The 26197-nt window shown below is 64.9% G+C and carries 21 protein-coding genes; 19 read left to right on the top strand and 2 right to left on the bottom strand.

Annotated features, from left to right (window positions below; genetic code table 11):
• Positions 1-10 precede the first annotated feature (10 nt).
• The 7 genes from coaBC to HAP47_RS01540 all read left to right on the top strand — a co-directional run bounded on the left by coaBC (position 11) and on the right by HAP47_RS01540 (position 8447).
• On the top strand, positions 11-1435 hold the full coding sequence (gene coaBC, locus HAP47_RS01570) for a bifunctional phosphopantothenoylcysteine decarboxylase/phosphopantothenate--cysteine ligase CoaBC (RefSeq protein WP_173639733.1): 1425 nt from the start codon (positions 11-13) through the stop codon (positions 1433-1435).
• A complete protein-coding gene (gene dut, locus HAP47_RS01565) occupies positions 1432-1890 on the top strand; it encodes a dUTP diphosphatase (RefSeq protein WP_173639734.1) in 459 nt (152 codons plus the stop codon). The genes coaBC and dut overlap by 4 nt, the downstream gene beginning before the upstream one ends.
• A 171-nt stretch (positions 1891-2061) precedes the next feature.
• A protein-coding gene (locus tag HAP47_RS01560) for an IS5 family transposase (RefSeq protein WP_173637509.1) occupies positions 2062-2825 on the top strand; the annotation gives its coding sequence in 2 pieces (ribosomal slippage) (positions 2062-2397 and positions 2400-2825; 762 coding nt in all).
• A gap of 344 nt (positions 2826-3169) precedes the next feature.
• The gene (locus HAP47_RS01555; protein WP_173639735.1) at positions 3170-5680 is read left to right on the top strand and encodes a sensor histidine kinase; all 2511 of its coding nucleotides are present in this window, start codon (positions 3170-3172) and stop codon (positions 5678-5680) included.
• Complete coding sequence (gene tsaE / locus HAP47_RS01550) at positions 5677-7200, top strand: tRNA (adenosine(37)-N6)-threonylcarbamoyltransferase complex ATPase subunit type 1 TsaE (RefSeq protein ID WP_173639736.1); 1524 nt, start codon at positions 5677-5679, stop codon at positions 7198-7200. Before HAP47_RS01555 ends, tsaE begins: the two co-directional genes overlap by 4 nt.
• Positions 7201-7287: 87 nt before the next feature.
• Positions 7288-7608 carry a PilZ domain-containing protein gene (locus HAP47_RS01545; RefSeq protein WP_163156892.1) on the top strand — a complete coding sequence of 107 codons (321 nt, stop codon included), beginning with the start codon at positions 7288-7290 and terminating at the stop codon, positions 7606-7608.
• Positions 7609-7724: 116 nt separating this feature from the next.
• A complete protein-coding gene (locus tag HAP47_RS01540) occupies positions 7725-8447 on the top strand; it encodes a nucleotidyltransferase family protein (protein ID WP_173640708.1) in 723 nt (240 codons plus the stop codon).
• Between the two features lie 12 nt (positions 8448-8459).
• Here the strand turns inward: HAP47_RS01540 and HAP47_RS01535 are convergent, their stop codons facing one another.
• Both HAP47_RS01535 and HAP47_RS01530 read right to left on the bottom strand, forming a co-directional pair.
• Positions 8460-9473, bottom strand: a complete 1014-nt coding sequence (locus HAP47_RS01535) for a DUF2891 domain-containing protein (RefSeq protein ID WP_173639737.1) — start codon at positions 9471-9473, stop codon at positions 8460-8462.
• The gene (locus HAP47_RS01530) at positions 9470-10369 is read right to left on the bottom strand and encodes a hypothetical protein (protein ID WP_173639738.1); all 900 of its coding nucleotides are present in this window, start codon (positions 10367-10369) and stop codon (positions 9470-9472) included. Before HAP47_RS01530 ends, HAP47_RS01535 begins: the two co-directional genes overlap by 4 nt.
• Between HAP47_RS01530 and HAP47_RS01525 the strand changes: the two genes are divergently transcribed.
• The 12 genes from HAP47_RS01525 to HAP47_RS01470 all read left to right on the top strand — a co-directional run bounded on the left by HAP47_RS01525 (position 10341) and on the right by HAP47_RS01470 (position 25124).
• Complete coding sequence (locus HAP47_RS01525; RefSeq protein ID WP_231168711.1) at positions 10341-11417, top strand: LysR family transcriptional regulator; 1077 nt, start codon at positions 10341-10343, stop codon at positions 11415-11417. The two genes, HAP47_RS01530 and HAP47_RS01525, sit on opposite strands and share 29 nt — an antisense overlap.
• A gap of 83 nt (positions 11418-11500) precedes the next feature.
• Positions 11501-14647, top strand: a complete 3147-nt coding sequence (gene addB / locus HAP47_RS01520; protein ID WP_173639739.1) for a double-strand break repair protein AddB — start codon at positions 11501-11503, stop codon at positions 14645-14647.
• Positions 14641-18117 carry a double-strand break repair helicase AddA gene (gene addA, locus HAP47_RS01515; RefSeq protein ID WP_173639740.1) on the top strand — a complete coding sequence of 1159 codons (3477 nt, stop codon included), beginning with the start codon at positions 14641-14643 and terminating at the stop codon, positions 18115-18117. The genes addB and addA overlap by 7 nt, the downstream gene beginning before the upstream one ends.
• Positions 18118-18231: 114 nt before the next feature.
• Positions 18232-18552, top strand: coding sequence for a thioredoxin (gene trxA, locus HAP47_RS01510; protein WP_016847387.1), 321 nt, complete (start codon positions 18232-18234; stop codon positions 18550-18552).
• Positions 18553-18907: 355 nt separating this feature from the next.
• Positions 18908-20116 (top strand): hypothetical protein, encoded by a 1209-nt coding sequence (locus HAP47_RS01505; RefSeq protein WP_173639741.1) that lies wholly within the window; start codon positions 18908-18910, stop codon positions 20114-20116.
• Between the two features lie 349 nt (positions 20117-20465).
• Complete coding sequence (locus HAP47_RS01500) at positions 20466-20642, top strand: hypothetical protein (RefSeq protein WP_173639742.1); 177 nt, start codon at positions 20466-20468, stop codon at positions 20640-20642.
• A 114-nt stretch (positions 20643-20756) separates the two neighbouring features.
• Positions 20757-20993, top strand: coding sequence for a hypothetical protein (locus HAP47_RS01495; RefSeq protein ID WP_173639743.1), 237 nt, complete (start codon positions 20757-20759; stop codon positions 20991-20993).
• A gap of 732 nt (positions 20994-21725) precedes the next feature.
• Positions 21726-21986, top strand: a complete 261-nt coding sequence (locus tag HAP47_RS01490) for a hypothetical protein (protein WP_173639744.1) — start codon at positions 21726-21728, stop codon at positions 21984-21986.
• An 86-nt stretch (positions 21987-22072) separates the two neighbouring features.
• Positions 22073-22384: a hypothetical protein gene (locus HAP47_RS01485; RefSeq protein ID WP_173639745.1), complete on the top strand. Its 312-nt coding sequence runs from the start codon at positions 22073-22075 to the stop codon at positions 22382-22384.
• Between the two features lie 14 nt (positions 22385-22398).
• On the top strand, positions 22399-23070 hold the full coding sequence (locus tag HAP47_RS01480; RefSeq protein WP_173639746.1) for a hypothetical protein: 672 nt from the start codon (positions 22399-22401) through the stop codon (positions 23068-23070).
• Positions 23060-24847 (top strand): DNA polymerase, encoded by a 1788-nt coding sequence (locus HAP47_RS01475; protein ID WP_173639747.1) that lies wholly within the window; start codon positions 23060-23062, stop codon positions 24845-24847. Before HAP47_RS01480 ends, HAP47_RS01475 begins: the two co-directional genes overlap by 11 nt.
• A complete protein-coding gene (locus HAP47_RS01470) occupies positions 24825-25124 on the top strand; it encodes a hypothetical protein (protein ID WP_173639748.1) in 300 nt (99 codons plus the stop codon). The genes HAP47_RS01475 and HAP47_RS01470 overlap by 23 nt, the downstream gene beginning before the upstream one ends.
• The last annotated feature ends 1073 nt before the right edge of the window (positions 25125-26197 follow it).

Here is a 26197-nt window from a genome sequence, read left to right as displayed (position 1 = left end):
GGGGCACGCCATGGCCAGCCTGACCATCCGCAAACTCGACGACACGCTGAAGGCCTATCTGCGGCTTCGCTCCGCCAAGAACGGACGATCGGTCGAGGAGGAGATCCGGGTGATCCTCCGGGACCTCGCAGAGGGCGGTAGGGAGCCCGCAGAGACGCCCCGCGCGGGTTCCCCGACGGCTCCAGCCCCTGCTCCACGGGTCACCAGCGCGACCGGCGAGCCCAGGGTGACCCTGATCATCGGTGGCGGGATCGCGGCCTACAAGGCGCTGGATTTGATCCGGCGGCTGAAGGAGCGGCACATCCAGGTCCGCTGCGTGCTGACCAAGGCTGCCCAGCAGTTCGTGACACCGCTGGCGGCCAGCGCGCTGTCGCATGAGCGCGTCTACACCGACCTGTTCGATGCCGAAAGCGAGTTCGACGCCGGCCATATCCGCCTGGCGCGGGACTGCGATCTGATCGTGGTGGCGCCGGCGACCGCCGACCTGATGGCCAAGATGGCGCAGGGCCATGCCGACGATCTGGCCACCGCCACGCTGCTTGCGGCCAACCGGCCGATCCTGCTGGCGCCGGCGATGAACCCGCTGATGTGGAACAATCCGGCCACCCGCCGCAACGTGCTGCAGCTGCGCCGCGACGGCGTCCACACCGTCGGCCCCAATGCTGGAGAAATGGCGGAAGCCGGCGAGGCCGGCGTCGGGCGGATGGCCGAGCCGACCGAGATCGCCGCGGCCGCCGACCGCATGCTGCGGCCGCCGCAGCCCCGCCCGCTGGCCGGCAAGCGCGTGCTGATCACCGCCGGCCCGACCCATGAGGCGATCGATCCGGTCCGCTACATCGCCAACCGTTCATCCGGCAAGCAGGGCTTTGCCATTGCCGCCGCCGCGCGCGCCGCCGGCGCCGAGGTCGTGCTGGTGACCGGCCCGGTCGAGCTCGGCGACCCCCAGGGCATCTCCGTCATGCGCGTGGAGTCCGCGCGCGACATGCTGCACCGGGTCGAGGCCGCACTGCCGGTCGACGTCGCGATCTTTGCCGCCGCGGTGGCCGACTGGCGGGTCGCCACCGAAGGCAGCCAGAAACTGAAAAAGACTCCGGCCGGGATGCCGCCGCTGCAGCTCGTCGAGAACCCGGACATCCTCGCGACAATCTCCAAGCTGAAGGAGAAGCGGCCGCCGCTGGTGATCGGGTTTGCCGCCGAGACCGAGCATCTGATCGAGAACGCCAAGGCGAAGTTCGCGCGCAAGGGCTGCGACTGGATCGTCGCCAACGACGTCTCGCCGGCAACCGGCGTGATGGGCGGCGATCGCAACACCGTTCACCTGCTCTCGCGCGAGGGCAAGGACGTCACCGTCGACTCCTGGCCGGTCATGACCAAGGAAGAAGTCGCGACCGCGCTGGTATCGCGGATCGCAAGAGCCGTAGGAACCGCATCGTGAGCGCCACCATCAAGGTCGAAGTCCACCAATTGCCGCATGGCGCAGATCTTCTGCTGCCGATCTACCAGACCGCCGACGCCGCCGGGCTCGACCTGCTGGCCGCGGTGCCGCGGTCGGCGCCGCTGCTGCTGCTGCCGGGCCGCTACGAGATGGTTCCGACCGGGCTGACGATCGCACTGCCGCCGGGCTACGAGGCGCAGGTACGGCCGCGTTCCGGCCTCGCCGCCAAATACGGCGTCACGGTGCTGAACTCGCCCGGCACGATCGACGCCGACTATCGCGGCGAGATCAATGTGCTCCTGATCAATCACGGCCAGGAAGTGTTCTCGATCCGGCGCGGCGAGCGCATCGCGCAAATGGTGATCGCGCCGGTCACCCGGGCCGAGCTGGTTCCGGTCGACGTGCTGTCGTCGACCGATCGCGGCAGCGGCGGCTTCGGCTCGACCGGACGCTAGAGCGTTTTCGAGCGAAGTGGGCACCGGTTCGCGTGAAGAAAAACGCGTCAAAAACAAGAATCTAGAGCTTCGGTTCTGATTCAATCAGAACCGAAGCTCTAGGTGGTGTGGACTCTAAGGATTCCCTTTTAGGCGCAAATCAGATTCAAGACTGCTTTTGGGGAGGCAGTCTTGGGTGTGATGGACCGTTTGGTATTGAGCGACGCGGCTTGGGAGCGGATGGCGCCGCTGATCATAGGTCGCCCCGACCAGAAGGGCTCCACTGGGCGCGACAATCGGATGTTCGTGGAAGGTGTACTTTGGATTGTTCGCACGGGCTCTCCCTGGCGTGATCTCCCGGAGGCGTTCGGGGATTGGAACAGCGTGTTCCGGCGCTTCAGTCGATGGAGCATCAAGGGCGTCTGGTGGCGGATCTTCGAGGCGATGTCCGATGATCCGGACTTCGAATATCTGATCGTCGATTCCACCATCGTCCGGGCGCATCAGCACGCCGCCGGCGCCAAAAAAGGGGGTCTGAAGATCAGGCGATCGGCCGCTCGCGCGGGGGGCTGAGCACCAAGATACATATGGCCGTTCGTGGCTTGGGATGTCCCGTACGGTTCGCGCTGACCGCAGGCCAGCAGGGCGATGCACCGCAAGCTGCCGCATTGATCGAGGGACTACCTGCCGAGGTCGTCATGGCCGATACGGCCTATGACGCCGATCATTTGCGCCAAGCCATCGCCGCCAAGGGCGCGCTCGCCGTCATCCCCAACAACCCGTCACGCGCACTCAAATACCCGCTGGACAAGCACCTCTATGCCCAGCGTCACCTCGTCGAATGCTGCTTCTCAAAGCTCAAGCAGTTCCGCCGCGTCGCAACCCGCTTCGAAAAGACCGCCCGAAATTATCGCGCCGTCGTCACTCTCGCAGCCATCGTCCTTTGGATGCGGTAAGTGTCCACACGACCTAGAACGCCACCAGAGAAGTGTGCGGACGTCTGCGAGAGATCACGCTTCGGGCGTGTTCTCCGCACGAATACGGAGCCAATTCGTATAAAATCCACATCACCCGCCGCATTTTTTCACAGCGGATTCTGCGTTCACGGTCTGGACTCTTACTCGCCGAGTCCGGTTGGGACTATTCTGGATTGATTCGAGCGCGACGGGGGGTCTTCGTCGGGTTGTTGGGTCCTGCTTGGGCATGATCCCCGGACAAACGTCATACGTTTGCCGTGGGGGAATACCGGTCTCCTGTTTTCCGGATCATGCCTTAAGGTTTGTGCGTTCTGGGGCAACATATGTCGGGCGTAGTCGCGGCAATGCGTCGAACCCTGCTGTCATGCACCTCACTGGCGCGCGACGGCATGCTTGGGCTCGCCATCACCGCATTGCTGCCGGCCCGCGCATCCTTTGCCGCTGAAAGCCTGGTCGCCCAGGCGATGTCGAATCATTTCGGCTTCAATCATCAGGAGATCGCGGTTCTCGCGACGTCGTTCGCGCTGGTCGGTTTCTCCGCCGTCGCCGCGATCCTTTTGATGCGCACCCGCCTGCGCGCCACCCGGAACGAGGAACAGCTGCAGTCCGAGATCACGGACCTGCAGGCGCAATCGGACCGGCTGCGGGCGCTGCTGTTCGTCGAACCGCAGGTCCTGATCTCCTGGGCCGCGGGCGACAACCGGCCGCAGATCTCGGGCGACGTCTCGCTGGTGATGTCGCAGGAAAGCGCGCCGCAACGCATCCTCGCCTTCGGAACCTGGCTGCCGCCCGAGCCGGCGCTGCAGATGGACCACGCTGTCGACGCGCTGCGCGAGAAGGGCGAAGCGTTCCTGCTCAACCTCTCGACCTCGGCCGGCCGCGCCATCGAGGCGATGGGCCGCGCGATCGGCGGACAGGCCATCGTGCGGATCCGCGAGCTCGGCGGCCTGCGCCGCGAACTTGCCGAATCCAACCTGCGCTACAAGACGCTGCAGGAGGAGACCGAGCTGCTGCGCGATTTCGCCGCCGCCGCGCCGTGGCCGATCTGGGCCAAGAGCCTCGAGGGCAATCTGCGCTACGCCAACGCTGCCTATGTCCGCGCCACCGAGGGCAAGAGCGTGTCGGACGCACTCCAGCGCAACCTCGAACTGCTCGAAAGCGACCAGCGCACCGAACTGACCCGCGCGCTGAACGACAATGCCAATTATGCCGCACGGCTGCCGATCGTCGTCAGCGGCGAGCGGCGTATCTACGACGTGCAGGCGCTCAAGCTCTCCGGCGGCAGCGCCGGTATCGCGATCGACGCCAGCGAAGCCGCAGCGCTGCGCGCGGCGATCGCGCGGATGGTCGAAGCGCACCGGCGCACCCTCGATCAGCTGTCCTCGGGCGTCGCGGTGTTCGATGCCGACCGGCGGCTCACCTTCTACAACGAGTCCTATCGGCGGCTGTGGGGCCTCGACCAGGCCTTCCTCGACAGCAATCCCGACGATTCCAGTGTGCTGGACCGGCTGCGCGCCAACCGCAAGCTGCCCGAGCAGCCGGATTTCCGCGCCTGGAAGGCCAAGCTGCACGAGGCCTATCGCGCGGTCGAATCCGAGACCTACACCTGGTTCCTGCCCGACGGCCGCGCCATCAGCGTCGTCACCACGCCCAATCTCGAGGGCGGCGTCACCTATCTGTTCGACAACGTCACCGAGAGCCTCGATCTCGCACGCCGCTACGACCGCCTGACGAGGGTGCAGCGCGAGACCCTCGACAATCTCGGCGAGGCGGTCGCGGTGTTCGGCAGCAACGGCCGCGCGGAACTGTTCAACCCGCCCTTCGCCAAGATGTGGAAGCTGCCGGCCGATGCGCTGCAGGGCGAACCGCACATCGAGGCGGTGGAAGCGCTGTGCCGGCCGCTGTTCGACGACGCGCCGACCTGGCGGACGCTGCGCGAGCAGATCACCGCGATCGAGAACCGCGCCCAGGTCGCGCTGAAGCTCGAGCGTAGGGACGGCAGCGTGCTGAATTGCATGACCATCCCGCTGCCCGACGGCAAGACCTTGCTGGCCTTCCAGGACATCACCGACACCGAGAATGTCGAGCGGGCGCTGCGCGAGCGCAACGAGGCGCTGGAAGCTGCCGACCAGATGAAGGTGGATTTCGTCCACCACGTCTCCTACGAGCTGCGCGCGCCGCTCACCACCATCATCGGCTTCGCGCATTTCCTCAGCGATCCCTCGACCGGGCCGCTGACGCCGAAACAGGCCGAATATCTCGACTACGTCACCAAATCGACCAACGCGCTGCTGGCGCTGACCAACAACATCCTCGATCTCGCCACCATCGACGCCGGTGCCATGAAGCTTGAGCTCGGCCCGGTCAATATCGGCCAGGCGATCGAGGCCGCTGCCGAAGGCATCCAGGACCGTCTCGCGACCGACCGCATCACGCTCAACGTCGATATCGAGGCCAACATCGGCGCCTTCGTCGGCGACGAGCGGCGCGTGGTGCAGGTGCTCTACAATCTGCTCGCCAATGCGGTCGGCTTCTCGCCGCATGACGCCACCGTCACGATCAGCGCGCACCGCACCCAGCACAGCGTGGTGTTTTCGGTGACCGACGCCGGTCCCGGCATTCCGGCCGAGATGCGCGACAAGGTGTTCGACTGGTTCGAGAGCCATTCGCACGGCTCGCGGCACCGCGGCGCGGGGCTCGGCCTGTCGCTGGTCCGCTCCTTTGTCGAACTGCATGGCGGACGGGTGCGCGTCGATTCGACCGTAGGCCGCGGCACGACCGTGACCTGCGACTTCCCGATCGACCAGACCGCACACCGCAACGCCGCGGAATGACGGCGACCTCGACATTCTCGGTGGCGCTCGCGAACGAAACCGCGACGGCCGAGCTGATGGCCGACCTCGCGCTCTTGATCGGCGCCGGCGACGTCATCACGCTGTCGGGCGACCTCGGCGCCGGCAAGACCGCGGCCGCACGCGCGCTGATCCGCTACCTCGCCGCCGACGATACGCTGGAAGTGCCGAGCCCGACCTTCACGCTGGCGCAGAGCTACGAGCTGCCGTCGTTTCCCCTGGTTCATGCCGACCTCTACCGCATCAACGATGCCAGCGAACTCGAGGAGATCGGGCTGTCGCCGTTGCCCGACGACATCGTGGCGCTGATCGAATGGCCGGAACGCGCGCCGGACGCCATGCCCGCTGATCGCATCGACATCGCGTTCAGCCATCGCCCGGCGCTCGGATCGGCCGCACGCGCGGCCGAGATCACCGGCTATGGCAAAGGCGCGGCGAAGGTTGCGCGGCTCAACGAGCTGCGCCAATTCCTCGAGCGCGGCGGCTTCCTCAACGCCCGGCGCGAGCGCATGCCGGGCGATGCCTCGACCCGCTCCTATGCGCGGCTGCGCAACGACGACGGCAGCGTCATCCTGATGAACTCGCCGCGCCGCCCCGACGGCCCGGCGATCTACAACGGCCGGTCCTACAGCGCAGCGGTGCATCTCGCCGAAGACGTCAGGCCGTTCGTCGCCATCGGAAACGGCCTGCGCAAGCATGGCTTCTCCGCACCCGCGATCCGCCACATCGATCTCGAATCAGGTTTCCTGATCACCGAGGATCTCGGCGCCGAAGGCGTGATCGAGGGCGATCCGCCGCAGCCGATCGCCGAGCGTTACGAGGCCGCCGTGGACATGCTGGCGGCGTTGCATCGCGAGGTGCTGCCGGAGCGGCTGCCGGTGACATCAGACGAGAGTTACGACATCCCCGTGTTCGATATCGACGCCTGGCTGATCGAGATCGGGCTGATGCTGGAATGGTACCTGCCCGACCGCGGCGTGCAGCCGGACGAGGAGCTCCGCAGCGAATTCCTCGGAATGTGGCGCGGCCTTCTGCAGAAGCCCGCCGCGGCGCCGCAGACCTGGGTGATCCGCGACTTCCATTCGCCCAACATCATCTGGCTTGCCGAGCGCACCGGCATCCTGCGCGTCGGCATCATCGACTTCCAGGACGCGCTGCTCGGCCCCGCGGCCTATGACGTGGTGTCGCTGCTGCAGGATGCGCGGATCGACGTGCCGGAGCAGCTCGAGCTGTCGCTCTTGACCCGCTACATCAAGGCGCGGCGCGCGACCGACGAGAGCTTCGATCCCGCAGGGTTCGCCGAGCTCTATGCGATCATGTCGGCGCAGCGGAACACCCGCCTGCTCGGCACCTTTGCGCGGCTCAACCGCCGCGACGGCAAGCCGCAATATCTGAAGCACCAGCCGCGGATCTGGACCTATCTCGAACGGTCGCTGGCTCATCCGGCATTGGCCACCTTTCGCATCTGGTACACAGCCAACGTCCCTCCCCCAGTACCGTAGTTTACGGGTTGTTAGCCTTGGGTCTCCTAAAGTTGCGGGGGCCGCATTTCATCCAAGGCGCGGCCGGATCGGGAGCAGGACCACACGATGGGGACGGAACGACGCAAGGGCGATCGTGTCACGTTCGAGCGCGGCATAGCCGCGCACATGATGGGCATTGACGGCACCTGGCGGCGCGACTGCACTATGGAAGACGTGTCGGAGACGGGCGCCAAGCTCTCCGTCGACGGCTCGGTCGAGGGCCTGAACCTGAAGGAGTTTTTTCTGCTGCTGTCGTCCACAGGATTGGCTTATCGCCGCTGCGAGCTGGCATGGGTCAATGGCGACCAGATCGGCGTCAACTTCCTCAAACAAGGCGACAAGAAGAAGAAAACTGCCAAACGCGGCGCGCAAGCTGCCGACGTCTAGGCCCGTTGCCGTCTTACGGCCGTCATGTCCCGTGACTATGGCGTCTGATCGATGCGCTTGCCGAATCGCCGTGATATGATCGGCGCCGAGAGAAGATGACCGAGAATATCAGGAAAATGCCCGTCACTCCCCACAAGGCCATGGTGCTCGCTGCGGGCCTCGGCGTGCGCATGCGCCCCCTGACCAACACGATGCCGAAGCCGCTGGTGAGCGTCGCCGGCCAGCCGCTGCTCGACCATGTGCTCGACAAGCTCGCCGGCGCCGGCGTCAGCGAAGCGGTCGTGAACGTGCACTACCTGCCCGACCAGATCATCGAGCACGTCAAGACCCGCAGCCGCCCGCACGTGATCATCTCCGACGAGCGCGACCAGGTGCTCGGCACCGGCGGCGCGGTGGTGAAGGCGTTGCCGCTGCTCGGCGATGCGCCGTTCTTCCATCTCAATGCCGACACGATGTGGATCGACGGCGTGCGCTCCAATCTGGCGCGACTGGCCGAGATCTTCGATCCCGCGCGGATGGACATTCTGCTGCTGATGGCGCCGACCGCCTCGAGCATCGGCTATAGCGGCCGCGGCGACTATTCGATGTTGCCGGACGGCGCGCTGCGCAAGCGGCGCGAGAACCAGGTGGTGCCGTTCGTCTATGCGGGCGCCGCGATCATGTCGCCCGCGCTGTTCGCCGACGCCCCCGCCGGCGAATTCTCGCTGACCAGGATGTTCGACCGCGCCAACGAGCAGGAGCGGCTGTTCGGCCTGCGCCTCGACGGCGTCTGGATGCATGTCGGGACCCCCGACGCGGTCCTGGCCGCGGAAGAAGCTTTCCTCGAAAGCGTCGCGTAAGCGACGCTTCCATCAATCATCGCGGTCGATCGCGAGCACTGCAAAACTCGCGAGCCAGTGTTCGCCCATATAGTCGCTGGCGATATGCGGCAGGCCGGCGTCGAGATGGCCTCGCGCAGCATCCAGCAGGATCGGGCGTCGCGGATCGCCCTCCCGCAACGCGGCGGCCAGCGCGGGCCAGCACCATGCCCGGCTGAGGTTGAGTCCATCGAGATGCACAAGCTTGCCATCCGACCGATCGGTGACCGTGGCAGGCCGGAACAGAGTTGCGGGCGCGCGTTGCGCCAGCCGCGGCAGGAAGCGGTCGAACCAGGGCAGGAAGTCGTCCGGTGCCAGCAGCCGGCGCATGCACTCCGCTTCGATCAACGCGGACGACTGGAAATCATCGCCGCTCGGCTCGCCCCAGGCGGGACAATCCTGATCGGCGCCGTACCAGCGCAGCGCGGTCTCGCGCAGCAGCGCACTGAGCGCATCGTCCTGCGTCGCCGCGGCGTAGTCGGCGGCCATGCGCAGCCCGAACGCGGTGTTGAAATGCGTGCCGACCCGCACCGGATAGGTGGCGAGCGGCAGGAAATCGCGAAAACGCTGTGCGAAGATTGCGGCAAGCGGCGCGATTTGCTCGCGCCACCGCGTCTCGTCGAGACCCGCGAGTTCTGCCGCAAGCTTCAACAGCCAACCCCAGCCGTAAGGCCGCTTGAAACCGCGCGCCGTCGGGGCGGCGAGATAGGCGCATTCGGCCGCGATCTTCTCCGTGACGAACTGCGCGTCGAACAGTGTGCGGATATCGTCCGCCGCTTCGGACGCCGGATAGCGCCGCAGCAGCCGGGCAAGCATCCAGTAGCTATGGACGCAGGAGTGCCAGTCGTAGCTGCCGAAGAACACCGGGTGCAGCTCGCGCGGCGTGCGTGCGTCCTGCGGCCCGGCCAGCACATGATCCGGCTTGTTCGGATATTCGCGGCCGACATGGCCGAGCGCGATGCGGGCGAAACGGACGGCGAGGTCTTCGGTCAGGATCGTCTCGCTCATGATGAGGCTTTCTCCTTTCGCGCGCGAACAAGCATCTCGATCAGGCGCGGCATCATATAGATCGGAAACTGCGTGGCGGCGAAGAACAGCGCCGTCATCGGCGACACCGCCCCACCCATCGCCGACCAGACCAGTCCGACGTTGCGGTTGCTCAGAATGAGGCCCGTGGTCAATCGCTCGGCCAGCGGACCCGGCGTGAGCAGCGCGCCAAGCGCTTGCAGCGCGAGATTGCAGGCGAAGGCAAGGCCCACCAAATTCAGCGCGGTGGCCGGCTGCGCTGCGATCTGCGCACGCACCCCGGCCATGGTGGCGATCGCGAACAGCAACAATGAGGCGAGCACAAGGGCGTCGATGGTGCGCGAATGCCGCTCCAATTGTGCAGCGGCCTGACGGCGTAGCAGCAACGCCAGCGCGCCGGCGCCGACGACCAGCAGCGCCAGCCGCGCGGCGAGCGCCAGCGGATCGAGCGCAAGATCGGCAAATCCGGCCGCGATCAGCGGGACCGTGATCGGGGCCAGCGCCATCGACAGCAGCGTCACGGCGAGCGGAATGGTCGCGTCGAAGCCGAGCATGCGTGCGACCGCCGCCGTGCCGGTCGATGGCGGCGCGCACACCGAGAGTACCAGCGCAACGATCAGCTCCGGCCGAAATCCGGCGCCGCGCGCCGCGAAACCGACCGCAAGCGGACAGGCCAGCATCGCCAGCGCCGGCAACAGCAGCGACACCAGCGGACGCCCCAGCGCGCGCCGGAACGCCGCGCCGTCGACCTGGAGAAAGGTCCCGAGAACCAGGACGAAGATCGCCGCCGCCATCAGCGGGCGCACGCTGTCCGCGAGGGCCGGGAAAGCCAGCCCGGCCAGCACGCCGATGACCAGCAAGGTCGGCCCGCGCGGCATCAGCTTCGCGAATGATCGTCCCAAGCCTGAACGTCTCAAACCTTTAGGCCTCGTCGTCGTGTCCATCGCGATCGTAGGCTTGTTGAGATCATTGTTGAAATCGATTGTTCTTATATGCATTATTGCTGCGATGAATTTAGCCGCCGTCGATCTCAACCTGCTGGTCGCCTTCGAGGCGCTGATGCAGGAGCGCCACGTCACCCGCGCGGCCGAGCGCGTTGGCCTCGCCCAGCCGTCGATGAGCAGCGCGTTGCGCAGGCTGCGCGCGCTGTTTGCGGACGAGCTGTTCCTGCGCGCCGGCGCGGGCATGCAGCCGACCGAAAGGGCGCTCGCTCTGGCCGGCCCGATCGGAGAGGCGTTGCGGCAAATCAGGGGCGCGCTGGCGCCCGATCCGGGCTTCGATCCGGCCACCGCGAGAAGGCGCTTCACCATCGCTGCGACCGACTACGGCGACCTCGTTCTGGTCCCGGAACTGAGCCGCCTGTTGCGCATGGAAGCGCCGGGCATCGACCTTGCCGTGCGCCCGCTGACTGACGCGACGGCGGCCCTGGCCAAGCTCGAGCGCGCCGAACTCGACGCGCTGATCGGCGGCCATCTGCCGGACTCGCCACGCTGCGTCCGGCACCGGCTGTTCGAGGAACGTTTCGTCTGCATCCGCGACGGCGCTCGAGCGCGCCGATCGGAGGTTCTCAGCCTGGAGGATTATGCGACCCTGCCGCACGCGCTGTTCTCCGCGGCCGGCGGCGACGGGCTGCCGAGCGTCATCGACGCGCTGCTGGCGCGCCATCGGCTGAAGCGACGGGTGGCCGTGACGCTGGCGCATGTGGTGGCCGTTCCCTTCGCCGTAGCCGGCACCGATCTCATCGCCACGATGGCCGAGCGCGTCGCCCGCCGCTTCACGCATGTGGCCGAAATTGCCGTCGTGATGCCGCCGATCGACATTCCAGCCTTCGCGATCGACCTGATCCATACAAGCCGCGCGGCTGAAGATCCGGCGCTGCGCTGGTTCCTGGATGCCGTCGATCGTTGCGCCGGCCGGCTGCGATAATCAGCGGTGATGGCTGACCCGCAGGGGTGGCTAACGACGGCCGCCGCTCCCTATATTGGCGCCTGATTCGAACCAGGCAGCCCATGCGCGTTTTCAGCGTTCCCGTCTCTGCGCCGTTCCTGCGCACCGTCATTTCGGCGCTGGTCGATGGCCGGCTGGTCGCGGGGTTCGAGGCGCAGAGCGATCCCGCAAAGCTCGCCGGCGCCACGCTCTATCTGCCGACCCGCCGCGCCGGACGGCTGGCGCGCGAGATCTTCCTCGATGTGCTCGATTCCGACGCCGCGGTGCTGCCGCGCATCGTCGCGCTCGGCGAGATCGATGAGGACGAGCTCGCCTTCGCCGACCAGGGCGACGATGTCGGTGGCGCTGCGCCGCTGGAGATCCCGCCGAGACTCGGCGAGCTCGAGCGCCGGCTGACGCTGGCACATCTGGTCGCGGCCTGGGCGAAGACGCCGGTGTCGGCGCCGCTCGTGGTCGGCGGCCCGGCCTCGACGCTGCAGCTCGCCGGCGACCTGGCGCGGCTGATGGACGACATGGTGACGCGCGGCGTCGACTGGCGCGCGCTCGACCGCCTGGTTCCGGACCAGCTCGACAAATACTGGCAGCACTCGCTCGACTTCCTGCGCATCGCGCGCGACGCCTGGCCGAACTACCTCAAGGAGATCGGCCGGATCGAGCCCGCGGCGCGCCGCGATCTCCTGATCGAGGCGGAAGCGGCGCGGCTGACCGCGCATCACGCCGGCCCGGTGATCGCGGCCGGTTCGACCGGCTCGATGCCGGCCACCGCAAAATTCCTGCACGTAGTGGCGAAGCTTCCGAACGGCGCCGTGGTGCTGCCCGGGCTCGACACGGATCTCGACGAAGATTCCTGGGACACGATCGGCGGCGAGCGCGGCGACGACGGCAGGTTCACCACGCCGCCTTCGTCGAACCATCCGCAATTCGCGATGCACGCTTTGCTCGACCGCTTCGGCATCAAGCGCCGCGACGTCGAGAGCCTCGCCGAGCCTGCGCCGCTCGGCCGCGAGGTGCTGGTGTCGGAGACGATGCGGCCCTCGACTGCGACCGCGCAGTGGCACGACCGGCTGGAACGGCCCGAGATCGTGGCGCGGATTTCCGCCGGGATGACCAATCTCACGGTGGTCGAGGCGCCCAATCCGGAAATGGAGGCGCTGGCGATCGCGGTCGCGATGCGCGAGGCGCGGCATCTCGGCAAATCGGCCTCGCTGGTGACGCCGGATCGCGCGCTGGCGCGCCGCGTGATGGCCTCGCTGACGCGCTGGAAGCTCGAGTTCGACGATTCCGGCGGCGACGCGCTGATGGAAACGCCGCCCGGCGTGTTCGCCCGCCTCACCGCGGAGGCCGCGGCCAAGGGGCTGGAGCCGCCGACATTGCTCGCGCTGCTCAAGCATCCGCTGTTCCGGCTCGGCGGTGCGCATGGCGCGCTGAAGCGCGCGATCGAGGTGCTGGAGATCGCGCTGCTCCGCGGCACACGGCCGCAAGCGGGAACTGGCGGCCTCGCGCGCGACTTCGCCCGTTTCCGCGCCGAGCTCGTCAAGCTGCATGGCGGCGAGACCTCGTCGCTGCACGCCATGGAGCCGCGCGCCCGGCTGCGCGAAAATGAGCTCAACCAGGTCCAGGACCTGATCGCCAGATTGCAGGCGGCGCTGGCGCCGCTGGAAGGCATGGCGTCGTCAAGGCCCTATGACTTCGCCGAACTGGCGGCGCGCCATCGCGAGGCGCTGATCGCGCTGTCGGCCGACCAGAACGGTGTCGCAATCGTGTTCGAGGAGCGCGCAGGGGCTTCTCTGGCGTCCGCCTTCGACGAGCTGCTCGCCAAGCAGCAGCCGAGCGGGCTGATGACGCCGCTGTCAGATTATCCCGAGGTGTTCCAGACTGCGTTCGCCGACCGCATGGTGCGACGGCCGGAATCGGCGCGCGCGCAGCTCAACATCTTCGGCCAGCTCGAGGCGCGCCTGACCGAGTCGGATCGCGTCATCCTCGGCGGTCTGGTCGAGGGCGTCTGGCCGCCGGCGCCGCGGATCGATCCGTGGCTGAGCCGGCCGATGCGGCATGAGCTCGGGCTCGATCTCCCCGAACGGCGCATCGGCCTCTCCGCGCACGACTTCGCGCAGCTGCTCGGCCATGACGAGGTGATCCTCACCCACGCCGCTAAGGTCGGCGGCGCACCGGCGGTCGCCTCGCGTTTCCTGCACCGGCTCGAAGCGGTTGCGGGCGAGGCGCGCTGGAAGGCGGCGACATCGGCCGGCGAAGCTTACGTGCAATATGCCGCCGAGCTCGACCGGCCCGACAAAGTCGAGCCGATCCCGCAACCGGAGCCGCGGCCGCCGCGCGAGGCGCGGCCGCTGAAAATGTCGGTCACCGCGATCGAGGACTGGCTGCGCGATCCCTACACGATCTACGCGCGCTACATCCTGAAGCTCGATCCGCTCGATCCCGTCGACATGCCGTTGTCGGCGGCCGATCGCGGCTCCGCAATCCACGAATCGCTCGGCGAGTTCACACAGGTTTATGCCGACGCGCTGCCTGACGACATCAAGAGCGCGCTGCGCGACATCGGGGCCAAGCATTTTGCGCCACTGATGGAGCGGCCCGAAGCGCGCGCGCTGTGGTGGCCGCGCTTCCAGCGTATCGCGGCGTGGTTTGCCGAATGGGAACAGGCCCGGCGCGGCAGTATCGACGCGATCAAGGCCGAGATCCGCGGCGAGATCGGCATCCCCCTCGACGATACAAGGACGTTCGTGCTCTCGGCGCGCGCCGACCGCATCGAACGGCATGCTGACGGCAGCTTTGCGATCCTCGATTACAAGACCGGCCAGCCGCCGACCGGCAAGCAGGTGCGCATGGGCCTGTCGCCGCAGCTCACGCTGGAAGCCGCGATCCTGCGCGAGGGCGGCTTTGCCGGCATCCCGGCGGGCTCCTCGGTCGGCGACCTCGTCTATGTCAGGCTGAGCGGCAACAACCCGCCGGGCGAGCAGCGTTCGCTGGAGCTGAAGATCAAGACCAACGACACGCCGCAGCCGCCCGATGAAGCCGCCGACGGGGCGCGGCGCAAGCTGGAAGCCTTGATCCGCGCATTCGACCACGAGCAGCAGGCGTACACCTCGCTGAACCTCTCGATGTGGGCGAACCGTTACGGCGCCTATGACGATCTTGCGCGCATCAAGGAATGGTCGGCGGCCGGCGGCCTGGGGATCGAGGAATGGTGAAGGCTATCAGACCCATCCCGCCGGCGGTGCGCGACGCGCAGGCCCGCGCGTCCGATCCGAAGGCGTCGACCTTCGTGTCGGCCAATGCCGGCTCGGGCAAGACCCACGTGCTGGTTCAGCGCGTGATCCGCCTGCTGCTGTCGGGCGTGCCGCCGGAGAAGATCCTCTGCATCACCTTCACCAAGGCCGCCGCGGCCAACATGGCCGAACGCGTGTTCACGACGCTCGGCCACTGGGTGACGCTCGACGACACAGCGCTCGATACCGCGATCCGCGAGGCCGGCATCACGCATCCCAGCGCCACGCTGCGGCGCGAGGCGCGCAAGCTGTTTGCCTGCGCGCTGGAGACGCCCGGCGGGCTGAAGGTGCAGACCATCCACGCGCTGTGCACCCGCCTGCTGCAGCAGTTCCCGTTCGAGGCCAACGTGCCGGCGCGCTGCGCTGTGCTGGACGACCGCGACCAGAACGAGATGATGGAGCGCGCCAACCTCGCCGTGTTCCTCGAGGCGTCGCGGATTCCCGACAGTCCCATCGGCCGCGCGCTGCGGACGGCGATGGCGAATGCTGCCGACGTCACTTTCAAGGAGGTGGTCCGCGAGGCCTGCCTCAGCCGCGACCATTTCATGGCCTGGACCGATGCCGCCGGCAACGCCGCGGCCGCCGCCGCGCAGATGTCGGCCGCGCTCGGCGTCTCCGCCGATATCCGCATCGAGGATGTCGAGCGCGAGATCGTCGACGGGCCGAACCTGCCGCGGTCGAACTGGAAGGAGATGGCGACGCTGCTCGACACCAGCAGCAAGGCGGATCAGAAGCAGGCCGAACGGCTGCGGGCGGCGCTGACCTTCACCGGCGCAGCCCAGGTCGATGAATATCTCGGCGTCTTCCTGACCGATGACCGCGCGCCGCGTGCGTCTGTCGTCACCAACAGCTTCATCAAGAAGAATGCCGTCGCAGGCCACCGGTTCGAGGCGGAGGTCGACCGGCTTGGTCCCCTGATCGAGCGACGCCGCGCCGTGGTCGCGCGCGATCGCACCGAGGCGCTGATCCATATCGCGACCGCGGCGGCCGCACACTACCGGCGCGAGAAGCTGGAGCGCGGCCTGCTCGATTACGACGATTTGATCGACAAGACGCTGGCGATGCTCGACCGCGTCTCCTCGGGCTGGGTGCATTACAAGCTCGATCGCGGCGTCGATCACGTGCTGATCGACGAGGCGCAGGATACCAGCCCGCGGCAATGGGACATCGTCGCGCACATCATCTCGGAATTCACCTCCGGCGCCGGCGCGCGCGACGGCCTGGTGCGCACGGTGTTCGCGGTCGGCGACGAGAAGCAGTCGATCTTCTCGTTCCAGGGCGCAGCACCGCGCGAATTCGACCTACGGCGGCGCGAGCTGAAGCGACGCTTCGAGGAAGCCGGGCTGAAATTCGATCCGGTGTCGTTCACCTATTCGTTCCGCTCGGGACCGGTGATCCTGCATTCGGTCGACCATGTGTTCCGCGAGCAGGAGATCTTCCGCAGCATTCATGCGGTCGAGAACGGCTACCCGATCCACAATGCGATGGCCGATGCCGGCCCCAGCCTGATCGAGCTCTGGGATCTCGCCGTCGCCGACGACCGCCAGGACATCGAGGGCTGGCGCGCGCCGTTCGACGGCGTCGCGGTGACCAGCCCCGAGGTAAAACTCGCGCGGCGCATCCAGGCCGAGATCAAGCGCCTCGTCAGCAGCGGCACCATGACCGGCAGCGAAGGCGGGCGGCGGCCATTGCGTTACGGCGACATGCTGATCCTTGTGAGGCGGCGCGGCAACGCCTTCGACGCGGTGATCCAGGCGCTGAAGCACGCGGGCATTCCGGTCGCCGGCGCCGACCGGCTGAAGCTGACCGAGCACATCGCGATCATCGACCTGATGAACCTCGCCGACGCGCTGCTGCTGCCGCAGGACGACCTCGCGCTCGCGGTGGCGCTGAAGAGCCCGCTGTTCGGCCTCACCGACGACGATCTGTTCAAGCTGGCGTACCAGCGCCGCGGCTCGCTGCGCGAGGCGCTGGCCGCACAGGCGCCGACCGATGAGCGGTTCTCGGCCGCGCTGCGCCGCCTCGAACAATGCGAGCGCCGCTTCACCCAGGAGACACCGTTCGCGTTCTACGCCTGGCTGCTCGGCGGCGACGGCGGGCGGGCGCGCATTCTGCGCCGTCTCGGCCACGAGGCCAACGACGCGCTCGACGAATTCCTCGAGCTCGCACTGAGCTATGAGCGCAAGGCGCCGGCCTCGCTGCAGGGCTTCATCGCCTGGCTGCGCGCCGCCGATACCGAGGTGAAGCGCGACATGGAGATTTCGCGCGACGAGGTTCGCGTCATGACCGTGCACGGCGCCAAGGGCCTCGAGGCATCGGTGGTGTTCCTGGTCGACACCACGACCTCGCCGTCCGACACGCAGCGGCTGCGGCTGATCCATCTGCCGCAGGGCAATGCCGCGCCGAACGCGCCCGGCGTCGTGGTATGGGCCGGCAAGAAGGCCGAGGATCCCCCTAATGTCGCCGATGCCCGCAAGGCGATGCTCGGCGACACCGAGGACGAATATCGCCGCCTGCTCTATGTCGCGATGACCCGCGCCGCCGACCGGCTGATCGTGGGCGGCTGCATGCCCGGCAACATGAACACGGTGCGGAAATCCTCCTGGTACGACCTGATCACCAAGGGGCTCGCCAATTCCGGACTCAAGCTCGAAGAGCTGGAGACGCCGGCCGGCAAGGTGATGCGCTATTCGCGGCCGGATGACGTCGCCGATCTCACCGGCGCGGCTGCGTCAACGGCCGTAGCGCCGATCGCGCTGCCGTCCTGGCTGCGGACCGCGGCTGCACCTGAAGCCTCCGCCGCGGGCGTGCTGCGCCCGTCCGATCCGGCCGATGGCGACAGCCATCCGATACGAACCGGCGAATCGGTGTTGCTGCGCGCCCGCGCCCTGCAGCGCGGCACGCTGGTGCATCGCCTGCTGCAATCGCTGCCCGAAATTGCCGCCGAGCGGCGGCGCGCCGCGGCGCTTGGCTACCTCGCGCGCAACGCCGACGGCTGGAGCGAGCAGGAGCAAGCCGCGCTCGCAGACCAGGTGCTGGACTTGATCGCCGATCCGCGTTTCGCCGCGGTGTTCGCGCCCGGCAGCCGTGCGGAGGTCTCGATCGTCGGGCGGCTGGAGCGGCCGGGCCAGCCGAAGGCGCTGGTCTCGGGCCAGATCGACCGGCTGGTGGTGACGCCAACCGACGTCCTGATCGTCGATTTCAAGACCAACTACGCCCCGCCCAAGACCGCTGCCGAGGCGCCACGGGGCTATGTCCGGCAGCTCGCGCTGTACCGGGCCGTGCTGGCGAAGCTTTATCCCCAGCTGCCCGTCCGGGCAGCACTGCTTTGGACTGAAACGCCTGAAATCATGGAGATTTCTGCCCCCGCGCTGGACGCCGGGCTGGCATAAGTTCATGTCGGCGTGAGCGAGCTTGACCCGGCAAGGGGGCATTCATAGGTTTGCCCCATGCTCCCGGGCGCGATTCTCAGCCGCCCTTTTGTCTCAACCGAACGAGGTACTCTCATGGCCGTTGGCAAGGTTTCTGACGCCGATTTCGAAGCCGAAGTGCTCAAGGCGACCGGGCCGGTGGTCGTCGACTTCTGGGCCGAGTGGTGCGGACCCTGCCGCATGATCGCGCCCGCTCTCGATGAAATTTCCGGCGCAATGGGCGACAAGGTCAAGATCGTGAAGCTCAACGTCGACGAGAGCCCGAAGACCGCGTCGAAGTATGGCGTGATGTCGATCCCGACCCTGATGATCTTCAAGGGCGGCGAGATGGCGTCCCGTCAGGTCGGCGCCGCGCCGAAGGCCAAGCTGCAGCAGTGGATCACCGCTGCGGTCTGATCTGTTTCGAATTAGCTGATTTGTGCAAACGGCCGGCGAGAAGCCGGCCGTTTCCTTTTGTGCGGAGCTACATGCTCCGACCTCCCCTTGAAAAGGGGAGGTCGCTTTGCTCGCAGAGCAAAGCGGGTGGGGATCTGATCTCTCCACGAACAGCTGAGCCTGCGGCTGGACCCCCATCCCGACCTTCCCCCTTTCAGGGAAATGTTGTGCCCCACACGGCCGCATCCCATATCAGGTGGACTTCATAACCGATTGAGTTCGCTAATAATGTCCCCATAGAGCCCCATCTAGAGATATGTGGTGATGCCTACACTTTGGGGACGCTATCGGGGACACCAGCGACGGGAGAGACCACATGGCTCGCGTGATCTACGCCGACAAATTGCGAAACCGCACCAACCGCCTCCGATTGCCGATCCGCAAGAAGGTCTACAAGCAGAAGGTCGCGCCCTCCGTCGCCGTTTGCTACCGGCGCTGTGCCGGCGCTGGCTCTTGGTCAGTTCAGACCGACCGCTGGTTGAAGCGGTTCGCACTCGCTGACGATCATGAGCAGGCCAATGGCAGCTCCGTGATGGATTACCTTCAGGCGGTGCAACAGGCACTGAAGCTGGCCCGTGGTACCGAAGGCGGCACCGACAAGCCGGTGACGGTCAGCCAAGCGATCAACGCCTACGAGACTGATCTAGCAGTTCGTGGTGGCGCCAAGCACAACGCGGTCATGGTTCGCAATCACTGTGATGCCGCGCTGTTGGCAAAGCCTGTGATGCTGCTGGCTGAGGCAGAGCTGCGCGATTGGTACCGGGCAATGCTCGCCGCAGGCAAAAAGCCGTCGACAGCAAGTCGCATTGTCCGAAGCACCAAGGCCATGTTGACGCTGGCAAGCAAACGTGACGCCCGCATCACCAACGCTGCTGCATGGAAGCATGGCCTGAAGTTGGTGAAGCCAAAGGGCAGCAGCCTCCCACCGCGCGATCATTATCATTTATCGGATGCCACTCTCCTCAACATCGTGCACGAGTGCTACCGCGACGATCCCGACTTCGGTGCGCTCGTTGAAGTGCTGGTTGGGACCGGTGCACGTCAAAGCCAAGTGGAGAAATTGCGACCGCGCGACCTGCTGGATGATGGTGATGACGCGAGCAAGCCGTCCGTCATGATGTGGTGCAGCCTCAAAGGCCGGGACCGCGAGCCCGAACAGCGCAGATTGGCGGTCTCGTTGAAGCTGGCCCGGATGCTGCGAGCCCGTGCCATTGCGCGAGGACCAAATCGATTGCTGTTTGATCGCATTTGGGATTTGTCTGCCCGCTTTCGCGCCGTGCTGCAACGGCTCGGCCTCGATCCGACGCTGACGCCTTACGTGGCGCGGCACGCCAGCATCATCCGACAAATTCGAAACGGCAAGCCGCTGCGCTCGATTGCGTTCGCGCACGACACCTCTACGAAGGAAATCGAACGAACTTACGGCCGCTACTTGAACGTCGCCTCTGAGGACTTGCGCAGCGGACTGCTGGATGATTCAGCGGCCGTGCACGGCGTGGACAACGTAATCCCGATGGTGCGATAGTTGCGACCTGGGCCGCGATGGTTGGAAGCATCGCGGCCCGATCTGACCTGATCCATGGAGTCACGCCATGGCCAAGTTACCGCGCAAGCATAGCAAGCGGACGACAACCCGCAAGTTGAAGCCACGGCCTCGCACTGCACCCGCCAATAAGCTCTCACGCGTTGAGCAGATGGTTAGTGACGCGCTGAGGGTCGCTTATGAGTTGGACCGTTGGAATTGGCTATCAGGAAATAAGCCGTTCGCCCCATCGACATGGCAGCCGGCGCCACCACCAGCGGCAACTCGACTAGCGGCGACATCACCGGCAACACCGACGACGACACCACCATCACCGACGACACCTCCATCATTGCGCCTGACACTGGCACTCCGCGAAGCCTTCTCGGCGACGAACGGAATTCCGCCGGCAGGCACGCCGGATAAGGTTGTCGAGAATGAAGTCGCGAAGGTCTATGAAAGATACGGCTGGGGAAAGTCGCCGAAGCGCGACACGATCAATCGGGCCACCGGCCGGCGCAAAAATTAAAAGCGACTTCTCCGATGCGCACGATGCGCATTCTTGCGCGCGCATTTGCGCACATGCATTTTCCCAGCACAAGTAGATGATCTCTCCCGCGATCACAGCGGAGGAGATGCAGCAATGTCGACCCAGAACAAATCCGAGAATAACGCGGCGATGCTGGCCGCAGGCATCGAGCGAAAGTCTTGGTCGCGGACAGAGTTCTGCGCGCGACACGGGATTTCGCTCGGGCTCTTGAAGAAGCTGCGGGATGAAGGCCGAGGGCCGCATGAAGTGCAGCTCTTTGATCGGATCATCATCACCGATGATGCCGAGGTCGAATGGCTCGCAGCGAACGCCAAACTAGAGACCACCTGAAAACGGGAAAAAGGACAGCGCGAGCCATCCCTTTTCCGAAGCCTGAAGTCTGCCCGGCAAGGCGGACCTTTGAGTGTCTCTTTCAACTCCCAGCAAGGAGGAGTTCTATGTTTAAACCACGCGGCACCAACCGGCAAGGCCGGTTCCATGGTGAGCCACAGGGAAGCCCGCTGAGTCGTTCGGGGGCTCGGCCGCTATCACCCTACCGGGCGGGAAATTTAAACGCACCAGCGTCCGAATTACCAAAAGAAAGTCCAACGATTTCAACGAGGCAAAACTGCCATCTGACACGGGGGTCCACCGCCGTCCCATTGAACCTCGTCAGTGGCGGATCGCACAGGTTTCGGAGAGCCGGAACCAGTCAACGACACCGCCTCCGGGCCGTCGTCCTGGACGCCGAGCTTGGCCGACCGCCGATCCGGCCGGTCGTCTCCTCAGGCGGTGTCCGGGGCTATGTCCTACCGACCCGGAGGTGGCGCCGATGACCGTCGACACCTCGATCGCCGGCCGACGCTTCGGCCATCTCACGGTTGCTTACGGGCACCGCTACGACATCGCGGCGCGCTGCATCTGTGGTCGGCTAGTGCACGTCGCAGCGAGCGCCCTGATCGACGGAAGCGTCGACAGCTGCGGCTGTCAGCCGCGATCCAATGAACTTCGCAAACAGCTCCGAGAGCTGCGACGGCAACGCCGCAGCGCGATTGAATTCACAACGGCAGCTAGGAGAGAACCATGTTCGTGAAGACAGCCAACGTAACCGCGAACTTCTCAGGACTCATTGCTGACCTTCATCAGCTTGAGATCACCATCAACATGGGCAGAGCGTCATCTCTGTATATCGAACGCATTGAGCGGCTGATGTTGGATGCGAACGATGTCGTGGGTGAGGCACTGCGCATCGCGGAGGCGGAGGAGGCAGCGGCGCTCGTTGCTGCTCAGTCCGATTCCGAATCCATCGAGACCACCACCATGCAAAAGCAAACGATGCAGTGAAGCGAGCAAATCACATCGCAGAAGCAGGAGCAGATTTGCGTTAGAGAGTGAAACTCTGCTCGCTCGCGCTGATGCGATGGCACCTGATGCTGATGCTGTTGTGTGTGAGCACTGAGGAGAACACCAAGATGATCACAGAGAGAGTGAGACTCGCCGTTGAACGGCTGATGCAGGTCGACTGGGAAAACATGGAGACTCCAAGCCGCAACGAATGGCAGGACGTTCTCGACGCGATTGGTTGGACAGCATTGAGTCAAACTGAGTGGAGCGCGGCAATGAAGTTAGCTGCCGAAAAATTGGCAGCTCGCTCCCAAAGTCTCGATGAATATGCCGACATCATGAGTGGCAAATACGATGATGACATGACGGTCAGCATCGGTGCAGCGAACGGCGATTGAAGGAGAACAGCACGATGACGAGACTGAAAACCGACAACGAAGATACCCTCGTCGAGCGCGCCACTGTCGATCAGCATCCGCATCTGCGCGATGGTGCAACCGAGGTGACCGAGGAAATGCTCGACGCGGACGAGGCCGAGTTTGCCAAGCTCCGGCGCGATCTACCTGGCGTCAAAGGCTCCAGCGCAGTTGGCATCGCGGCGATTCACGTCAGCAAGATGCCGACCAAGAACGAGTTCTTCCGAACGCATCCGACATTTCGACCGGCCGCGATGCTGGTCGACATTGAGGTCGGCATGGAGAAGCAGTTCTTCTGTGTGGATGACGCGATGATCGTGTCACTCGCCAGCATCGGCATCACCGCGTCTCAACATACGCTGTATCTGACGACATCACCGCGCGGTGCCTATCACATCATCCCGGTCAATTCCTCGGTCGACAATGAATACGTGCGGACCAAGGAGATTGGCATGCTCGATGGAGTCGACCGCTGGGTGCGCCTCTACACCGACCAGGAAAATAAATGTTATCGAGTCTACAACGCGCCTGAGGGACGCTTCGCTGACCCGATCTGGCCGGAGCTGCGCCCCGCGAAGATTTTCCGACTCGCGTTTCGCGACAAGGGCCGGCTGATCGATTCAACCGAGCACCAGCTGTTCAAGAAATGGGCCGCACGTGATCGGTGATCTACCATTCAAGGAAGTCTGGTTTTGCGATTTTGAGTTCATCGCAAGACCGGGCGCCCGCCCGGATGTGATCTGCTGCTGCGCATCGGAGCTGCGCAGCGGGCGGACCGTCCAATTATGGGAGGATCAACTAGGAGCCGAACCACCATACTCAATCGGCGACAATGCCGTGCTGATCTGTTTTGCAGCGACTGCCGAATGCGCTTGTCATCTTGCACTAGGTTGGCCGTTGCCGCGCAACGTCATCGACATATCGCCAATGTTTCGCAGCTACATCAACGGCCGAGCGGTGCCAACCGAAGGCAAAAGCTTGCTCGGCGCATTGGGCCACTTCGGATTCAAAACGATCGGTCAGAAGTACAAGGACGCTATGCGCAATCGGATATTGCAGGGACGACCATACAGCGCGGAGGAAAAAGAGAAGATTCTGCGATACTGCAGCGGCGACATCGAGCAATTGCCGCGCCTGTTAGAGGAGCTGCTGCCGCACTTTGCTCTTGGTACCGTGCTGCATTGGGGTGAGTTTGCCGCAGTATCAGCTGTAATGGAGCATCGCGGCGTCCCGATCAACGCCGAGATATTCTCGCAGCTGCAGGACAAACAGACTTGGTCGCACATCAGAGACGCGCTGGTGCCGAAGCTCAATCAGCAGTACGGCGTCTACACCATCGGGCTCGATGGCGCATGGCATTTCAACGTCGCGCTGTTCGAGCAATACCTAGGCCGCGTCGGCATCGAATGGCCCCGGCATATTGGCACCGACAAACTCGACCTGCGCGCCAAGACATTCGACTCGATGGCGAGCGCATACCCCGAACTTGAATCGCTTCGGCAGCTGAGACACACACACAGCAAAATGCGCCGCGTCAAGTTGGCGGTAGGTGACGACCATCGCAACAGAACGACATTGTGGCCGTTTGCATCGAAGACCGGACGATCACAACCGAAAGCCTCACAGTGGATATTCAGTCCTGCGGTGTGGTTGCGCACGTTGATAAAACCTGCACCCGGCATGGCGGTGGCGTATCTCGACTGGTCGGCGATGGAGTTTCAAGTTGCCGCTGCGTTGTCCGACTGCCGGCCGATGCTCGACTTGTACGCAACAGGCCAACCCTACATCGAGTTTGCCAAGCGATTCGATGAAGCCCCACCGACCGCGACCAAGCACACCCATGACCACATTCATCAGCGCTACAAGGTCGGATGTCTGGGCGCACAATATTCGATGCAGCACGTCACGCTGGCACAGCGGCTCGGGATTTCCACGCTCGTCGCCAGTGAGATGTTGAACCAACACCGAGGCCTGTTCGCAGCCTACTGGCATTGGGTCGAGGATTGGATTGCACACGCACTCGACACTGGCAGCATGCGCACGGCGCTAGGCTGGACGTGTCAGACTGGCATCACCGAATTCAACGCACGTTCAATCGGCAACTGGCCGACTCAAAGTTCAGGCGCCGACATCCTGAGAGTCAGCTGCGTCTGGGCACATCGTCGTGGCATCAAGCTATGCGGCTCGGTGCATGATGCGGTACTGATCGAAAGCCCGATTGATCGGATCGACGCTGACGTGATGCTGATGCGCGAGATCATGCGTCGGGCATCGCGCATCGTTCTCGGAAACGGTCGTGAGCTGAGGACGTCCAAGGAGATTATCAAATATCCCGACAGCTACAGTGACAGCCGTGGCGTGAAAATCTGGAGTGACGTGATCGAATTGCTGGCGCAATATCGACAACAGCAGGAGACGCGCGATGAAGATGCAGCCTCTGCGTAAATCCAAAAGGGATACGTTCGTTCAGGTGCCGCTCTGGTGGATCGAACAGGCCACCGAGGCAACACGCACCGGCAAGGCAATGGTGTGTGTCTGGCTGCTGCACCTGTCCTGGACATCGCACAGCCGGACCTTTCGCTTGCCTAATAGGCGGCTCCAACTTCGAGGTGTCAGCCGGTTCGTCAAGGCACGCGCTGTACGGGAGTTGGAAGCTGCCGGGTTGATTGAGGTTGTACGGGAACCCGGCAAGTCGCCGACCGTCACGCTGAAGTTCCTATGAGACCGGACCTGAGCGGATATCGCACCACCGTTCTCCTTCTATACTTGTTTACTTACTTTCTTTGTTTTCTTTCTTGCCTTCCTTTCTGCCCTTTTCAATGAATCAGCGACCGACCGATGAGGAGACCATGAGCGTAGACCGAATCCCGATCCCGACTGATGAACCTGATGACGACTCCTGGCAGAGTTTGATTTTGTGTGAGGAAGATCGAATCGCTGCGACCGGTTGCATGTCACCGTCGGGTGTCCGGTGGTTCAGGAGTCCAAACGTGATCCCGATTGAGCGAGAGAGAGCCAAGCGGAAGCGCATCCCGATCTCGAAAGGGAAATGAAGCAATGGGCGGTCGCATCATCAGCGCAGAAGCCGTTCATGCGCACTAGCAGCCGCAACGCGCATTGGAAGGCTTCAAAGGACGGCCCCAGCGGCGCGGCGAGTGGGTGCACGCAGATTGACCCGAAGGCGGGCAAGAGGAGCCCCTACCTCCGAGCACACCCCATCGCGACCCAACGGCCAACGCTCGGTCGCCCGGTGCTTCGCATCCTGGCCCAGGACGTTGGCGCCCATCCCCTCACAACCGGCGCCGCTGCCATCGGCCGCCCGGCATTGTGCGCCCGCCGTGATCTCAAGGCAGAAGCTGCCCGGCGCCAGCGCGAGCACCGGGCGCGCGAGGCCATGGAGGCGGGCGCAGGTGATAGCCGAGCCGGTACACGCCGCGTTCTGTGTGCGGCCTTGAAGCGAAGCGGGAGGCTCACGGTTGAGGAGACCTTAGACCCTGACAAGGTCGCGGCCGAGGCGACGGCGATCTTAGACTGGTGGGTGACGCAATGGCCGGAGGAGGAGGAGTAAAGCTGGGTTTCAAAAGCCCGGCTTTTTTGGTGGCCACACCCAAATGTCACAACGTGACGGACAAGCCGGTATCGTCGGCACCGCAACCCACAATCTCGATCGGGACCACACGCCGGTGACGTAAGTGCTATGATTGCAGATGCTTTACCGCCACAGAAAGCCCGCTCGTCGGTGTAAGAGGTCTTCGACCTCGGGCGCCCTACGGTCGCGCCGCTATCACGAGAGGC

The organism is Bradyrhizobium sp. 41S5, from assembly GCF_011516665.3.
In the GTDB taxonomy this organism is placed as follows: domain Bacteria; phylum Pseudomonadota; class Alphaproteobacteria; order Rhizobiales; family Xanthobacteraceae; genus Bradyrhizobium; species Bradyrhizobium quebecense.
The sequence above is the reverse complement of the archived record's forward strand: the minus strand, read 5'-3'. Positions and strand labels throughout refer to the sequence as shown.

What these genes read in the sequence shown, in the direction of transcription:
- HAP47_RS01555 (WP_173639735.1), top strand. Translation starts at nt 3,170, where the DNA reads ATGTCGGGCGTAGTCGCGGCAATGCGTCGAACCCTGCTGTCATGCACC.
- HAP47_RS01545 (WP_163156892.1), top strand. Translation starts at nt 7,288, where the DNA reads ATGGGGACGGAACGACGCAAGGGCGATCGTGTCACGTTCGAGCGCGGC.
- trxA (WP_016847387.1), top strand. Translation starts at nt 18,232, where the DNA reads ATGGCCGTTGGCAAGGTTTCTGACGCCGATTTCGAAGCCGAAGTGCTC.
- HAP47_RS01485 (WP_173639745.1), top strand. Translation starts at nt 22,073, where the DNA reads ATGCTGATGCTGTTGTGTGTGAGCACTGAGGAGAACACCAAGATGATC.
- HAP47_RS01505 (WP_173639741.1), top strand. Translation starts at nt 18,908, where the DNA reads ATGGCTCGCGTGATCTACGCCGACAAATTGCGAAACCGCACCAACCGC.
- HAP47_RS01530 (WP_173639738.1), bottom strand. Translation starts at nt 10,369, where the DNA reads ATGCCGCGCGGGCCGACCTTGCTGGTCATCGGCGTGCTGGCCGGGCTG.
- coaBC (WP_173639733.1), top strand. Translation starts at nt 11, where the DNA reads ATGGCCAGCCTGACCATCCGCAAACTCGACGACACGCTGAAGGCCTAT.
- HAP47_RS01490 (WP_173639744.1), top strand. Translation starts at nt 21,726, where the DNA reads ATGTTCGTGAAGACAGCCAACGTAACCGCGAACTTCTCAGGACTCATT.
- HAP47_RS01470 (WP_173639748.1), top strand. Translation starts at nt 24,825, where the DNA reads ATGAAGATGCAGCCTCTGCGTAAATCCAAAAGGGATACGTTCGTTCAG.
- HAP47_RS01495 (WP_173639743.1), top strand. Translation starts at nt 20,757, where the DNA reads ATGTCGACCCAGAACAAATCCGAGAATAACGCGGCGATGCTGGCCGCA.
- HAP47_RS01480 (WP_173639746.1), top strand. Translation starts at nt 22,399, where the DNA reads ATGACGAGACTGAAAACCGACAACGAAGATACCCTCGTCGAGCGCGCC.
- HAP47_RS01535 (WP_173639737.1), bottom strand. Translation starts at nt 9,473, where the DNA reads ATGAGCGAGACGATCCTGACCGAAGACCTCGCCGTCCGTTTCGCCCGC.
- tsaE (WP_173639736.1), top strand. Translation starts at nt 5,677, where the DNA reads ATGACGGCGACCTCGACATTCTCGGTGGCGCTCGCGAACGAAACCGCG.
- addB (WP_173639739.1), top strand. Translation starts at nt 11,501, where the DNA reads ATGCGCGTTTTCAGCGTTCCCGTCTCTGCGCCGTTCCTGCGCACCGTC.
- addA (WP_173639740.1), top strand. Translation starts at nt 14,641, where the DNA reads ATGGTGAAGGCTATCAGACCCATCCCGCCGGCGGTGCGCGACGCGCAG.
- HAP47_RS01540 (WP_173640708.1), top strand. Translation starts at nt 7,725, where the DNA reads ATGCCCGTCACTCCCCACAAGGCCATGGTGCTCGCTGCGGGCCTCGGC.
- HAP47_RS01525 (WP_231168711.1), top strand. Translation starts at nt 10,341, where the DNA reads ATGACCAGCAAGGTCGGCCCGCGCGGCATCAGCTTCGCGAATGATCGT.